Origin of the sequence: Streptomyces sp. WZ.A104 (assembly GCF_002382885.1) — a bacterium.
In the GTDB taxonomy this organism is placed as follows: Bacteria; Actinomycetota; Actinomycetes; order Streptomycetales; family Streptomycetaceae; genus Streptomyces.
Map to the genome: position 1 here is coordinate 20349 of NZ_NWVL01000076.1, position 14559 is coordinate 34907.

General features: G+C 73.9%; 11 protein-coding genes. 3 read left to right on the plus strand and 8 right to left on the minus strand.

The genetic code is table 11. The features are described 5' to 3' along the window. Positions 1 to 85: 85 nt before the first annotated feature. The 8 genes from CIB93_RS30465 to CIB93_RS30500 all read right to left on the minus strand — a co-directional run bounded on the left by CIB93_RS30465 (position 86) and on the right by CIB93_RS30500 (position 11133). Positions 86 to 1588 carry an aldehyde dehydrogenase family protein gene (locus CIB93_RS30465; RefSeq protein ID WP_096631571.1) on the minus strand — a complete coding sequence of 501 codons (1503 nt, stop codon included), beginning with the start codon at positions 1586 to 1588 and terminating at the stop codon, positions 86 to 88. A gap of 260 nt (positions 1589 to 1848) precedes the next feature. Then, entirely contained in the window at positions 1849 to 3624 is a 1776-nt protein-coding gene (locus tag CIB93_RS30470) for an HEXXH motif domain-containing protein (RefSeq protein WP_096631573.1), read from the minus strand. Between the two features lie 37 nt (positions 3625 to 3661). Next, positions 3662 to 3850 carry a hypothetical protein gene (locus CIB93_RS30475; protein ID WP_257002432.1) on the minus strand — a complete coding sequence of 63 codons (189 nt, stop codon included), beginning with the start codon at positions 3848 to 3850 and terminating at the stop codon, positions 3662 to 3664. Between the two features lie 116 nt (positions 3851 to 3966). Continuing rightward, complete coding sequence (locus CIB93_RS30480) at positions 3967 to 4242, minus strand: hypothetical protein (RefSeq protein ID WP_257002433.1); 276 nt, start codon at positions 4240 to 4242, stop codon at positions 3967 to 3969. 170 nt (positions 4243 to 4412) lie between these two features. Further along, on the minus strand, positions 4413 to 5666 hold the full coding sequence (locus CIB93_RS30485; RefSeq protein ID WP_096631574.1) for a cytochrome P450: 1254 nt from the start codon (positions 5664 to 5666) through the stop codon (positions 4413 to 4415). Next, positions 5663 to 6964, minus strand: a complete 1302-nt coding sequence (locus tag CIB93_RS30490; RefSeq protein WP_096631576.1) for a cytochrome P450 — start codon at positions 6962 to 6964, stop codon at positions 5663 to 5665. Before CIB93_RS30490 ends, CIB93_RS30485 begins: the two co-directional genes overlap by 4 nt. 147 nt (positions 6965 to 7111) lie before the next feature. Continuing rightward, positions 7112 to 8839, minus strand: coding sequence for a hypothetical protein (locus CIB93_RS30495; RefSeq protein WP_096631577.1), 1728 nt, complete (start codon positions 8837 to 8839; stop codon positions 7112 to 7114). 104 nt (positions 8840 to 8943) lie between these two features. Beyond that, a complete protein-coding gene (locus CIB93_RS30500) occupies positions 8944 to 11133 on the minus strand; it encodes a regulator (protein ID WP_096631579.1) in 2190 nt (729 codons plus the stop codon). Between the two features lie 122 nt (positions 11134 to 11255). On the opposite strand from CIB93_RS30500, the gene CIB93_RS30505 reads away from it, so the two are divergent. From CIB93_RS30505 to CIB93_RS30515, 3 genes are all read left to right on the plus strand, one after another. After that, the gene (locus CIB93_RS30505) at positions 11256 to 11978 is read left to right on the plus strand and encodes a response regulator transcription factor (protein ID WP_179500294.1); all 723 of its coding nucleotides are present in this window, start codon (positions 11256 to 11258) and stop codon (positions 11976 to 11978) included. Between the two features lie 76 nt (positions 11979 to 12054). Next, on the plus strand, positions 12055 to 14070 hold the full coding sequence (locus CIB93_RS30510; protein WP_257002434.1) for a HAMP domain-containing sensor histidine kinase: 2016 nt from the start codon (positions 12055 to 12057) through the stop codon (positions 14068 to 14070). A 124-nt stretch (positions 14071 to 14194) separates the two neighbouring features. Next, positions 14195 to 14559: hypothetical protein (locus tag CIB93_RS30515; protein WP_096631582.1), on the plus strand; the 365-nt coding region annotated here is incomplete at its 3' end.

A 14559-nucleotide genomic window follows, 5' to 3' on the forward strand; every position in this document is an offset into this window, starting at 1 on the left:
TTCTGCAAGGTTCGTGCGTGTGCGTGGTGCTGCGAACAGCCGGTCGGGACCGGACGGCGGGTCTTCCGCCCGGTCCCCGCAGGCGTCAGCCGGCGAACCAGCGCTGGGGGCGCGGGTTGAGGTTCTGGTAGATGTGCTTGGACTCGCGGTACTCGGCGAGCCCCGTCGGGCCGAGCTCGCGCCCCGTACCGGACTTGCCGAAGCCGCCCCACTCGGCCTGCGGGAGGTAGGGGTGGTAGTCGTTGATCCAGACGGTGCCGTGGCGCAGCCGTCCGGCGACCCGGCGGGCCCGGCCCGCGTCGGTCGTCCAGACGGCGCCCGCGAGGCCGTAGTCGGTGTCGTTGGCCAGCGTGACGGCCTCTTCCTCGGTGCGGAAGGTCTCGACGGTGAGGATCGGGCCGAAGGTCTCCTCACGCACGACGCGCATCTCGCGGTGGCAGCCGTCCAGGACGGTCGGCCGGTAGAAGTAGCCGCCTTCGGGGCGTACGTCGCTGGGCTTCGGGCGTTCGCCGCCGGCCCGGACGATCGCGCCCTCCTCGCGGGCGGAGGCCACGTACGCCTCGACCTTGGCGAGCTGCTGGGCGGAGACGAGGGGGCCGCACTCCACACCGTCGAGGGTGCCCCGGCCCAGGCGGATGGCGTCCGCGCGGCGGGCCAGCTCGGTGACGAACCGCTCCCGGACGCTCTCCTCGATGATCAGGCGGGCCCCGGCGGAGCAGACCTGACCGCTGTGGAAGAACGCGGCGTTCAGGGCCTGGTCGACGGCGGTGTCGAAGTCCTCGTCGGTGGCGCAGGCATCGGCGAAGACCACGTTGGGGTTCTTGCCGCCGAGCTCCAGGGCGACCTTCTTCACGGTCGGCGCGGCGGCCTGGGCCACCTTCGTACCGCTGGCGAGGCCTCCGGTGAAGGAGACCAGGTCGACGTCGGGGTGCTCGGAGAGCCGGGCGCCCACCGGGTCGCCCGCGCCGGTGACGAGGTTGGCGGCGCCGTCGGGGAGTCCGGCCTCGGCGAGGAGCTTGATCAGGTGGACGGTGGAGAGCGGGGTGACCTCGCTGGGCTTGAGCACGAAGGTGTTCCCGGCGGCGAGGGCCGGGGCGATCTTCCAGCTGGCCTGGAGGAGGGGGTAGTTCCAGGGAGCGATCAGCGCGCAGACGCCGACGGGCTCGTGCACGACGATGCTGTGGACGTCGGGGTCGCCCGCGTCGACGACCCGGCCGCCGCTCTCGTTCATCACGAGGTCGGCGAAGTAGCGGAAGGCGGCTGTGACGTCGTCGACGTCGACCCGGCCCTCTTCGAGGGTCTTGCCGGTGTCGCGGCTCTCGGTGATCGCGATCTCCTCGCGGTCCCGCTGGAGCAGCTCGGCGACCCGGCGCAGCAGCCCGGCCCGCTCGGCGACGGGCTTGTGCGGCCAGGGTCCGTCGTCGAAGGCGCGCCGCGCCGCCGCGATCGCCGCATCGGTGTCCTCGACGCCGCCCTCCGCGACGACGGCCAGGACGGTGGCGTCGGCGGGGTCGAGGACCTCGCGTGTCGCGCCGGATCCGGCGGCCCGCCAGACGCCGTCGATGTGGATGGTACTGAGCGCCGACATGTCGTTTTTCGCCTTCCGTGCCTGAAATGCCCCCTCCGGTTCGGCCGGGGCGTGCTGCGTGGCGGGCCGGGTACGGCGCACCAGCAGCCTGGACCCCTCCCCGGTCCGGCGGAATGTATGCCGAGAATTTCACTCAGAGTGATGCGCCTCACGTGTGAACCCCCCGACGGGGGCCTGGAGCGGGCCTGACGTGGGCCTGACATGGGGCTGACGAGGGCCCGCGCGCACTCCGGTTCGGCCCGGCGGCTCCGCCCGGAGCCTCAGCCCCGCCGTTCCGCCCCCGCGAGCCACCGGGCGGCCCGCTCCCACTCCCCCGGGTCCGCCTCCGCCACGGCCGCCGCGAACCGTTCCGGGCGGGCGAGGAGGCGCCGGTGGCCGGGGTGGAGGGCGGTGTGGGCCAGCAGCCAGCCCGCCATCAGGTGCGGGTCCCCGGGCGCGTCGGCCCAGCCCCGCGCGTACGCCTCCCGGGCCGCCGCCGCCTCGCCCCGCACGAGCAGGACATCGGCGCGGCACGCCCCGTCCGGTACGGCGTCCGGGCGGAGGTGGAGGGCGCCCCGGACGTCCCTCCAGTGGCCGCGCTCCGCGACCGGGACGAGCACCGGCCGCCGCACGGTGACCGGGGCGCCCCCGGAGCGCGGCGCCACCGACAGGGCCGCGCGCTCCTCGCCCGCGCACCGCAGATTGCGCAGCCGCCACTCGACCCGGTGACCGGCCGCCGCGGCCCGGGCCCGTGCCACGACGGGCCCGTCCAGCGGTTCGCGCAGCCAGCCGTCGACGGTCCGGGTGAGCCCGGCGACCAGGCGGCGGCCGGGCGGGGTGAGGCAGGCGCGGGTGGCCAGGGTGCGCAGGACCATACGGGTCTGGACGCGGCGGAGCGCGAACCGGAAGGGCGCCAGGCCGTGCGGGTCGGCCGCCCGGTCCCCGATCCGCGCCCGCCAGAATCCGGCGACGCCCACGAAGGCGTACGCGCCGTGCAGCAGCCCCGGCAAGTGGCGCGGGTCGGGGCGCCAGGGGGCGTAGTGCTCCTCCGTCCGGTCGTCGTCGAGCATCGGGAAGAGGTGGAGCAGCGCGCCGAGCTTGCTGTGCTGGAACTCGTGGACCATCGTCTCGGCGAGTGCCGCACCGTCCGGGGGCCCGGCCACGACCATCGAGCCGAACGCGTCGCCGGTGGAGGCGCTGAGCCCCTCGACGGGGGTGCCGGTCAGCGGTCCGGGCCAGGGCACGATGCGCCGGACCTCCTCGGGGCGCAGGGTGCCGGGACCGGAGCCCGCAGCCGGTCCGGAGCCCAGTAACCCCACCGCTTCGTCGAAGCGCCTGCGCCAGGTGGCCAGTTCATCAGGGGCGAGCCGGCGGGGCGGGACCGGGCGGTCGAGGTCGCGGTAGGGGTCGGTGTCGTCGAGAGCGACCTCGGGCCCGCCGGGCCGGACCGGAAGCCGGTGCGTCGGCCACCACAGGCCGTTCTGCGGCGCGGTGAGCGGCCGTAGGGTCAAGTCCATCACCCCGGTGGCCCGCCCGCTCGCGCTGAGGGTCAGCTCCTGGTCCCGTACGAGCGCCCGGACCGGCTGGAACCCCGGTGGCGGGGCGCCCGGCAGCCGGGCGAGGCCGAGCGTGGGCAGGGCCACATCGCCGTCCCTCGCCGGTACGACGAGGTCGGCGGCGGTTCCGGCGCGCAGGGCTGCCACCAGGGCGACGGCGGCCAGGTGCCCGGTCTCCACCCACAGCGGAGGGCCCACGGCGCTGCCGTGCAGCCTGCGCAGGGTGTGCGCGAGCCAGCCGCCGGCCGGGGGGCTGAGCAGCACGTCCTCGACACAGCCGGGGCTCCGGCCCTCGGCCTCCTCGACAGCGCCCCAGATCGCGCCGAGGTCGGCGGGGCCGAGCAGCGCGGGCCGCCCCTCCAGGCGGCCCAGCAAGTCGCCCAGGAGAGCGAGGCGCCGGGCCCGCTCGCTGCTGACGAGGAACGCGACCGCCTCTGCCGAGCCCCCGCCCGCGGCGAGTTCGTCGAACCAGTGGCCGGGCATCCGGATCGGTCTGTGCACCCCGCGCTCCTCTCCCCCGGCCCGGCCCCGAAGATCCTCAGTCCGCGCGGGCTTGGGGCGGTTCGCCCGCGACCGTGCTGATGCGCGCCCTTCGGATCTCCTCCAGCAGACGCCGTCCGGGCACGGGAGCCAGGTCACGTACGGCGGCCACGCTCATCTCCGTGAGATCCGCGACGTCCGACTCCAGGTAGTCGGCCGGATTCCCGCCCGGTTCCGTCTGCTGCAAGACGTGTTCCCCCTCAATGGTCCGGCCTGGCGGTCCGACGGCACACCATGCGACTCGTCCCTCCCATCATGACGAATGGGTTGCCTTCCGGAAACCCGTGCGATCACGCCGTACGATCACGGACCGGGTGGCACCTCGGCCAAGAACTCCCCGATCGCTCCGTCGAGTTCGGCTGCCCGGTCAGGATCGTCGTCGAGCAGGGTGACGGTCCGGAAGAGGTCCCGGAGGCCCTCGGGGCTTCGCCGTACCGTACGCAGGATGCCCATCACGTCCGTACGGGGCACCGCGTGCCGCGGCATCCGGGCCACCATGACGGGATCCAGCTCCGCGACCATCGCCTGCCGTTTGTCCCGGTCGAGCATCAGCGGATACGCCAGGAGCGCCTCGACCACACGGAGCAGCCCCCCGCCCGTCCGCGCACCTACGGGACGAAATCCGTTGGTCGGCGGGGGTGTCGGCGCAGCCGGGGCGCCGCATCCGGTCCACGTCCACGACGACGGCACTGGGCAGGGTGGCCCCACACTCCTCGGTGAGCCGCCGGGCGAAGGCACGTACGGCGGGCTCAGCCCAGCAGCACGGGGAAGGCGGCCATGTCGTTCTGCGTCATCACGGGGAGTTTGGTGATCTCCTCGTCCGGTACGGCGAGCCGCAGCCGGGGGAAGCGGGCGAAGAGAGCGGGCAGGGCGACACCCGCCTCGACGCGTGACAACGCGGCGCCGGGGCAGATGTGCGGGCCGTGCCCGAAGGCCATGTGGCGGTTGCGCGTGGGCCGGTTGATGTCGAAGGCGTCGGCGTCGGGGCCGTGCTGCCCGGTGTCGCGCCCGATGGCCCGGTAGGAGATGACGATCCCTTCCCCCTTGCGTATGACGTCGTCGCCCACCGGGATGTCCTCGGTGGCGAACCGCATCAGCAGGTGGGTGGTGGGGGTGTCCCAGCGCAGCGTCTCCTCGATCACCGCGTCCCAGCCGGACTCCCCGGTGAGGACCTGGCGCAGCTGGCCGGGGTGGGAGAGCAGGGCGCGTACGGCGTTGAGGATCAGCCCGATGGTGGTCTCGTGCCCGGCGGCCACCATGGCCTTGAGGTTGCCGACCACCTCTTCCTCGGTGAGCGGCTCGCCGCCCTCCTCGGCGAGGATCAGCGCGCTGGTGAGGTCGTCGGTCGGCCGGGCGGTCCTCTCCCGGACCAGTTCGGTGTAGAAGACGTCCAACTCGGCCAGGAGGGCGAGGCGTTCCTCCTGGGGGGTGAGCATCGAGAAGAACGCCTTGTACTTCCGGGTGAGCATGGCGTGCTGGGACTCGTCGACGCCCATGAGCATGCCGACCACCCGCATCGGCAGCGGCTGGGCGAACACGGTCTTGAGGTCGACGACCCCGTCCTCGCCGCGTGCGGCCTCCAGGTCGTCCAGCAGCTCTTCGGTGAACTTCTCGATGGCCGGGCGGATCGCTTCGAGCCGCCGCGGGGTGAGCGCCTGCGAGGTCTTGGTGCGCAGCCGCCGGTGCTCGGCCCCGTCCACGGTGAACATGGAGCGTCCGGCGTCGATCATGCCGATGAGCGGCCAGGCGTGGGTCACGGCACCGCTCTGCCAGAGGTCCCAGGCGTTGATGTCCTTCACCAGCCGCGGATCGAGCAGCAGTTGACGTGCCTCGGTGTGCCGGGTGACCGTCCGGGCCGGTACGCCGAGCAGGTCGATCCGGGCGAGCGCCCCGGCGTCGCGCAGCCGTGCCGTCTCGCCGTCCAGGTCCTGGACCATGGGGTCGATGACGACGGTCCCGCCGCTCCGGTCGGCCTGCGCGGCTGCAGTGTGCGGGCAGTTCACAACGCGTCTCCTGTCGAGCGTACGGGCGTGAAACGTACGGGCAGCGCGGTCGTGCCGCGCAGAAAGGCGGACGGCCGGCGCACCAGCTCCGTCACGGGGACGGACAGTTCGAGGTCGGGCAGCCGGTCGAGCAGCACCTCGATGCCGGTACGGGCGATGATCTCGGCGATCTCCTGGGCGGGGAAGGGGCAGCGGTACTCGCCGTGGCTGAACGCCATGTGCGCGCTGTTGCCGCCCTGCCCGGACCGGACCACCACGTCCGTGACCTGCTGGCGGATGTGCGGGTCGGTGTTGGCCGCGCCGAGGCCGAGGAGGAGCATGTCGCCGCGGGCGATCTCGCGGCCACCGAGCCGGGCGTCGCGCGAGGCCCACCGCCCGGCCAGGATCTGGGTCGGACCGTCCTCCCAGAGCACCTCGTTCATGGCCTCGGCGACGCTGTGCCGCCCACCGGACAGGGCATCGGCGAACTGGTCCTCGGTGAGCATCAGCCGGGTGGAGTTGCTGATCCAGTCGGCGGTGGTCAGATGGCCCGCGGCCGTGATGGCCATCAGGTCGAGCGCGTACTCCTCGTCGGTGAACGGCCCCGGGTGGGCGAGCATCCGGGAGGTCACGTCGTCGCCCGGCCGCGCCCGCTTCGCCGCGACGAGCCGCTGCATGTGCTCGCCGAAGCGCAGATGGGCCTTCTGGGCGTCGGGCCCGCCGTCGGCGAGGTCCTTGAGCACCCGCGCGATGTCGGCGCCCTCGTCGTCGGGGAACCCGACGAGCCGGGCGAGGACGAGGACGGGGAGCGGTTCGGCGAACTCGGCGACGAGGTCGGCGGTGCCGCGGCTGCACACGGCGTCGATGAGCCGGTCGGCCAACTGCTCGCAGTGCTGACGGATCTCGAAGGGGTCGGCGCCTTCGAGTGCCGGTACGACCATGTCGACGTGGCGGCGGTGCTCGGCCCCGGCGGTGAAGTAGATGGAGGGCATGGGCGTGCCGACCATGGGCAGCAGCGGCCAGTCGGCGGGGATGTTCTCCCACTGGTTCCACAGGGAGACGTCCCGGGGGAACAAGTCCCCGTCGCTGGTGACCTGGTGGAGTTCCCGGTAGCCGATCACGAGCCAGGCGGGGAAGCCGCCGGGCAGCTCCACCGGGACGACGGGTCCGTGCTCGCGCCGCATGGACCGGTAGAGCTCCTGGGGTTCGACGTGGAAGCCGGGCCCGCCGATCGGGACGGCTCCCGTGCCGGATCCCATGGGACAGCCACCGCCTCCACCGGCCGGGGGCTCGGGCGTGGCGGACGAGGGGTTCGTCATCGTACGGACTCCAGTGGCGACGGCTTCGCGCGTTGCGACCATACGATCAACGCGGGACCACTATAAGGAGCTTCTGTGAACCACCGGGGTCGATTGCACTCATTCCCGATCGATTCCTGATCGATTTCTGACCGGTTCCTGGTTGCCTTACCTCGGCGAGGTGAAGGCCACCCGGATCTCCCACTCCCCCGTGCGCAGGGTCAGCCCGTCCGTCAGGTCCTTCGTCCGCTCCCCGTCGGTGAGCCAGAGATTGACGGCCGACCCCAGCAGGACCGGGTCGAGCGGGGGCCTGCGGGCACCCCAGTCACGTTCGGTACGGGCCTCCAACTGGCGCCCGCCGCGCAGCCGGACGAGGCAGCGGGTCTCGTCCAGCCGCGCGACCAGGACATTGAGGTTCTGGTGGCGCAGGGCCGCTTCGGCGATCCAGTCGAGCGCGGACACCTCTGCGTCGGCGACCGTCCGGGCCAGCACCTCCGCGGCCTGCGGCCAGTGGGGGTGGTTCTCCTCCGTGGTGACGGCGTAGAAGCCGAGTGCCTGCGTGTGGTGCCCCGCGACGAGGGGCCGCCGCCGCACGTCGACGATGCCCCACGCCGCGTGCGCCCCCGTCACGTCGTACGCCGTGGGCGCCGTACGGCTCACCGGCTCGGGAGCGGGTACGGGGACCGGCTGCGGGGCTTCCTGGGGCACCCGGACCCCGCGCCCGGCGAGAAAGCCGTACATCCGGGCCCGTGTCACCTCGCCGGAGGTGTCGATCGAAGCGAGCTGCCTGTCCACCACGGGCCGCAGCACCGCCGGGTCGTGGCGGCGGGCCGCCTCCAGCAGTTGTGCGTGGAGGTCCCCCTCGGGGTCCAGCCGCGGCGCGCCCCTCCCGAACGCGGCCGCGGGCGACAAGGGGTCGAGCTCGTCGAGGCCGGTGGCGGCGAGCAGCGTGACGCGGTCGGCCGCGGCCGAGTAGAACGACGTACTGCCGTGGTCGCCGACCACCCAGTCGCTGGCCACCACCGCGGCGCGCCAGCCCTCCTGCGGAGGAATGATCATGAGCCCCGCGTCCATCGCCGCCGCGAACCGCTCCAGCACGCCCGCCTGGGTGTGCCGGGCCCACACATTGGGGTGGAAGACGGCCGCGACGGCGAACTCGTCGGCCGGGAGCGAGGTGACCAGACGCAGTGGCAGGTCCGGATGGCGGCCGAGCAGGGAGTGCTCGCTCCAGGTGGAGTGGACGACCACCAGCCGCCGCCCGTCGACCGCGCCGAGCCGTGAGCGATAGCGGTCCCGGTGCGTCATGCTCGCGGTGATGCGCTGGAAGCACCAGTCGCCGACGGCCAGGGCGTACGGCGCGGCCTCGGGGCAGGTCTCGGCGAGCCGGTCGATCTGCGCCTGATGGGAGACGCCGATCGCCTTCGGGACGACCTTCCCCCGCCACATCAGCTCCCGCCGCGACAGCCCGGCGGGGGCGCGGGAGTCACCGGTCGACTCGGTGACGAGCCGGTTGTACCCGGCGCCGTGCGGCAGCACCATCAGCGGGGCGTCGAGCCTGCGCATCGTCGGGTGCACCGAACAGCTGACGGCCAGGTCGAAGGAGCGCCGGGTCGCCTCCTCCCAGCTCAGCACGTGGACACCGAGGCCGGACAGATAGGCGTCGAGGCCGTCGGCGAACGCCGATCCCGGATTGACCGTGTAGAACTTCTCGATGCCGTCCTCGGTGCGCAGCAGATGCATCACGTCCGCCACCCGGGTGGCGGACGTGAGCGTCCGCGCCACCCCGAGCACCTCGGCCCGCGGCGGGTCCCAGGTGTTCCAGCGGGAAGGGGCCGGCCGGCTGGACCGGCGGAACCAGCTGGACGGGCGGCTCAGCAGTGACGGCACCGAGGACAACGCAGCTCCGAGGGGACGGGAGGAAGGGGTAGAAGGGGGCGGGCGGGTTCGCCGGTGCGGGGCCCGGCCCGGGGCGCACGGTGCGCCCCGGCCGCTGCCGGGCGTCAGCCCGTGCCGTCCGGTGGCTTCAGTCCCATCGTCCGGCGCAACGCCCGCAGTCTCTCCTCGCACGCGGCCCGCAAGGGCTCGTCCTCGGCCTGTTCGGCCAGCGAAGCGAGCAGGGCGAGGGCCTGGTCGAGCTTGGCCAGCTGCCCCAGCGCCGCGGCCCCGTCGGCCGCCGCACCGGCCGCGGCCACCGCCCGGGCCATCTCCCCGAGTCCGGCGAGGGCACGGGCGCGAACCAGATCGATCCTCGGCAGCATGGGGTCGTCACCGGTGTCCCGGGCGGTGTCGGCCGCCTCGTCCAGTACGCCGAGGGCGTCGGCCCACCTCGCACCGGCCACCAGCGCCTGCCCGACGTTGTAGCTCTGGACGACGACGCCGTGCGGGTCAGGCACCGCGCGGTTCGCCGCCAGCGCCCGGCCGAAGAGCTCCCGGGCCTCCCCGGGCAGGTCGCGGGCCAGGGCGATCAGGCCTCGGGTCTCCCACACGACACCGCTCAGGCGGGGGTCACCGACGAGGCCGAGCAGCTCCGTGGCGGCGGCCAGTTCGGCGTCCGCGCCGTCCAGATCGCCCAGTTCGTACGCGGCGCGGGCCACCTGGTTGCGCATCCGGACCTCCGCGTCCGGGCGCGCCTCGTGCTGGGCCGCCTCGATGCCCTGGCGGCCGGTCGCGATGCAGTCGGCGAGGTGCTTGCGGCTGTGGTAGAGCGCCCACAACGACTCGCAGAGCCGCCACACCTGCCCGTGCCACCCCTCCTCGGCGGCGGCGCGGATGACGGCCTGGAGATTGACGCGTTCCGCGTCCAGCCACTCCAGTGCTTCCGCCCGGCCCGTGAACAGCGCCCCTTGCGCGGCGAGTTCGGACAGCGGCCGGACCGGCGGCGGCTGAATCCTGAACCGGTCGCCCAGCACCAGTGCGTCGGCATGGGCGGCCGCGTCGGCGTAGAAGTCCACGGCGAGCCGCAGGACGTCCCGCCGCCGCTCCTGCGGCAGGGCCCGCGCACGCAGCCGGGCGTGGGCCCGCACCACATCGTGCAGGCGGTAGCGCCCGGGCCGGTCGGACGACTCCACCAGGACCGCGAGCCGGGACGAGACCAGCTCGCCGAGCGCCTCGTCGACCCGGGCCGCGCCCACGGCCCGCAGCAGATGCGCCGTGGCCGTCGTGCCGGGCAGCACCCCGAAGAGGTCGTAGACGTGCCGGGTGTGTCCGGACACCTCGGCGACCACGGAATCCAGCACTGCGTCGACCGCCTCGCCCACGCCGCCCTCCCCGGTTCCCTCGCTCACACGGTCTTCCCGAGACCCCTCGCCCACGCCCATGGCCGCCCCCGCTGCCCCACGTACCCCGTCTCCGCCTTCGCCCGTTCCGTACCGTCCGGCCGTCAGATCACGCACCACGTCGTCCAGCGTCAGATGGGGCCGCGCCGCCAGCCACTCCACCGCGGCCCGCAGCGCCAGGGGGTGCCCCGCGCACAGCCGTACGACGTCGGCGGCCGTCTCCTCGTCCGCACCGGCATGCCAGCGGCGTACCAGTTCCGTGCCCGCCGCCTCGTCGAGCGGGGCGACGTCGATCAGTACGGCCCCGTCCATCAGCAGCGACGGCAGGGCCCGGCGTCCGGTGACCACGAGCAGACCCTGCGGCGGTACGAGGGCGCGGGCCTCCGGCGCGTGCTGCACGTTGTCCACCACCACGAGCAGACGGCTGCGGGCGGCGACACTGCGGAAGAGAGCGGTACGTTCGGCGAGTCCGCCGGGCACGTAGTCGTTGTTCACCCCGAGGGCGCGCAGGAACCCGCCGAGGACCGCGGCGAGATCGACCACCCCGTCCCGGCGCAGATCCTCCAGGTCGACATAGAGCTGCCCGCCCGGGAAGAGTTCCTTCAGTTCGCGTCCGACGCACTGGGCGACGAGCTGGGTCTTGCCGACCCCTCCGACGCCGATCACCAGCACCACACCCGGCTCCGGGTCGGCGGCCAGAGCCACCGCCGCGTCCAGCAGACCGGCGCGTTCCTTGATCCGGTTCACGAACACCCGGCTGGGCGGTGGGCCCTGACGCGGCGGGGCGTCGGGCGCCGCGGGCGGCAGCCGGATGCCCTCGATGCGCTGCGCCATCAGAAGGGGTCCGACGACGACGGCGTCTCCCGACACCGTGTTGTACGTCGATCCGCCGCCGTCCCCGCCGAGGCTGTTCAACCCGTCTCCTTCCGCCGGTGCGCCCACCTCGCGGAGGTGAACGCGCCGGTTCCCTTCCCGGCTTCCGCGCTCCCGGAACCCGCCCCTGCCTCGCACTCTAGCCGCGCTCTACGATCGGAGGCGTGTGCGCAGACGTCATAGTCGCCGAGGACGACGAGAAGCAGGCCGAACTCGTACGCCGCTATCTGGAACGGGAAGGACACGCCGTACGGATCGTGGGCGACGGCCTCGCCGCGCTCGACGCCGTCCGGCAGCAGGAGCCGGACCTGCTGGTTCTCGATGTGATGATGCCCCGGGCCGACGGCCTGGACGTGGTGCGGGTGCTGCGGGCGGAGGGCCGGGAGCTGCCCGTGCTGATGCTGACCGCCCGTTCGACCGAGGACGATCTGCTGCTCGGTCTGGATCTCGGCGCCGACGACTACATCACCAAGCCGTACAGCCCGCGCGAACTGATGGCCCGGGTCCGCACGCTGTTGCGCCGGGCACGGCGGACAGCGCCACCCGGGCCGGCCACCGAGGACCCCGTCCTGCGGGTGGGTTCCCTGGTGGTCGACCCGGAGCGGCACGAGGTGTCGGTGGACGGGGACCCGGTGGAGTGCACCCGCGGCGAGTTCCGGATCCTGACGGCGCTGGCGGCGGGCCCGGACCGGGTGTTCAGCCGTCAGCGGCTGCTGGAGGAACTGCACGGGTTCGACCGCTACATCAGCGACCGGACGGTCGATGTGCACGTCATGAACCTGCGGAAGAAGATCGAGCGGGCCCCGCGCCGGCCGGAACGGCTGCTCACCGTCTTCGGCGTCGGCTACAAACTGACCGACCCGGCGAGGGCCGCCCGGCGTGCGTAGGGCGCGGGGAGTTCGTCGGGCGCGGGAAGGCCGCCGGGGCGGCCCGGACGGCGGACCGAGCGGGGGCGGAGACCGGGTGCGGGAGGGCCGTGGCCGGGCCCGGCTGCCGTTGCGGCGGAGTCTGCTGGGGCGGCTGCTCGCGGTGTCCGTGCTGGTGGCGGTGTGTTCGGTGGCGGCGACCGCCTGGATCGCCGTGCAGACGACCTCGGGCGCGATCAAGCAGGAGCAGGGGCAGAACCTCACCGCGGACGCCCGGATCTACGACACCCTGCTCGGGTACGCGGCCCGCAATCCGACCTGGGACGGGGTGGAGGCGACGGTGCGGGAGCTGGCCCGGGAGTCGGGCCGCCGGGTCGCCCTGACCACCCGGTCCCGGCAGCCGCTCGCCGACTCCGCCGCCGACCCGGGCGCTCCGGCGCTGCCGCCGGAGGCCTCGGCCGTGGTCGACCCGTTGTCCGTGGACACCGTCCTGGCCGCCCGGAGCACCGACCGGCAGGGCGCGGCCGCCGACCGGATCGACCCGCGGGCGGTCGGCCCGTTCCGGTTGTCGGGGGCCGAGCGCACGGCGTTGCGGCGGACCGCCGACGGGAAGGTGGAGTGCCTGAACCGGGCGGGGATCGCCTCGGACGTGGTCGTCGGCCCGAGCGGCCGCCCCCGGGTGCAGGTCGTGGGCAACGACCCCGAACGGGCCCTGGGCACCCGCTGCGACCTCGCGGCCCTGGAGGAGCCCACGCGTTCGGAACGCAAGGCGCTCGACGCCCTCACCGAGCTGGCCGACGCCTGTCTGGAGCGACAGGGCCGCGGCGGTGTGCGGCTGAACAACGACCTGTCCTGGGGCGATCCGGCCGAGGAGGCGGGGCCGGTCGAGCCCCGGCCGGTGGCGTCCGGAGCACCTGGCCTGTCCGGCCCCAGCGACCCGGGCGACGCTCGCCCGAAGGAGGCCGTGCCGTCCGTCGTGCCGGACGGGCGCACCGGGGAGGACGACCGGGCCATCGCGTCCTGCGTGGGGACGGCCCGCAGCGAACAGCTCAGCTCGTACGTGGCCTCCCCCGCCCTGCTGTTCATCGGTGACGAGGGCGGCGCGACGCTGCCCGGTTTCGACCTCTCCCCCGCCAACACCGCCAGGATCGCGGGCGCCGCGGCGCTGGTGCTGGCCCTGACCGTGGGTGCGTCCGTGCTCGCGGGCGCCCGTCTGGTGCGCCCGCTGCACGCGCTGACCGGCGCCGCGCAGCGTATGCGCGACGGCGAACAGCCCGCTTCCGTACCGGTCTCGACGGACGACGAGGTAGGCCGGCTGGCCACCGTGTTCAACGACATGTCCGCGCACCGGGCGCGGCTGGAGGAGCAGCGCAAGGCCATGGTGAGCGATGTCGCCCATGAGCTGCGCACTCCGCTGAGCAACATCCGGGGCTGGCTGGAGGCGGCCCAGGACGGACTCGCCGATCCTGATCCGGCGTTCGTCGACTCGTTGCTGGAGGAGGCGGTGCAGCTCCAGCACATCATCGACGACCTCCAGGACCTGGCCGAGGCCGACGCCGGGGCCCTGCGCCTGCGCCGCGAACCGGTCAGGGCCGGGGAGTTGCTGAGTCAGGTCGCCGCCGCCCACCAGGCCCGGGCCGAGCACGCGAACGTCACGCTCGCGGTCACCACCGCCACCCCGGGGCCCGCCCTTCTCGCGGACCCGGTCAGGCTCCGGCAGGCGGTGGGCAACCTGGTCTCCAACGCCGTACGGCACACCGGGGAGGGCGGCCGGGTGACGCTGCGCGCGTACGCCCCGGAGCCCGCGGAGGGCGGCGGGGCGGCGGTGGTCGTCGAGGTGGCGGACACCGGTTCCGGGATTCCCGCCGAGGACCTGCCGCACGTCTTCGACCGCTTCTGGCGCGCCGAGAAGTCCCGTAACCGCCGTACGGGGGGCAGCGGCCTCGGCCTCGCGATCGTCCGGAAACTGGCCGAGGCCCACGGCGGTACGGCGGAGGCGACGAGCACCGAGGGCGGCGGGTCGACGTTCACCCTGCGGCTGCCCGTGTCGGCGCGGCCCGGGCAGGAGGAACCGGGCCCTGTCAGGTCGAGCGGGGCCGGTCCCGGCCCTTGATGGGATGACCACAGCGCTCTGACAGCTTCTTCATAACTCCGCGACAGCCTGGCGGCATGCCCCGTACCCGGTGCGAACCGGCACCGGGTCCGTCATGGGCCGAGTCCGGAATGGAGCCATCCGTATGACCGCTTCGACCTCACGCTTCACCCTGCGTACCGCCGTCCTCGCCGCCGCCGCGGCCGGTGCGGTGCTGATCCCGTCCACCGCCGCCTTCGCCGACGCCTCCCCGAAGCCGTCGGCACCCGCCGAGGCAGCTCCGGTGGCCGAAGCCCCCAAGGAGGCGCGGCCGTCGGACGCCCCGAAGGAGGCCCGCCCGTCGGTGACCCCGCGCGGCGGTGTCGCGGCGGGCGACCGCCCGGCTCCGGCGCCGAAGGAGGAGGCCCCGGCCGTCACGCCGCGCGGCGGTGTCGCCGCTGGTGAACGCCCTGCCGCCGGGAACGCCGCGGGCACCACGGCGCTGGCCGGTTCAGCGGCCGGAGCCGCGCT

Bases quoted from the DNA above. Each gene is read 5' to 3' on its own strand.
- CIB93_RS30465 (WP_096631571.1), bottom strand. From the start codon at position 1,588: ATGTCGGCGCTCAGTACCATCCACATCGACGGCGTCTGGCGGGCCGCC.
- CIB93_RS30490 (WP_096631576.1), bottom strand. From the start codon at position 6,964: ATGACGAACCCCTCGTCCGCCACGCCCGAGCCCCCGGCCGGTGGAGGC.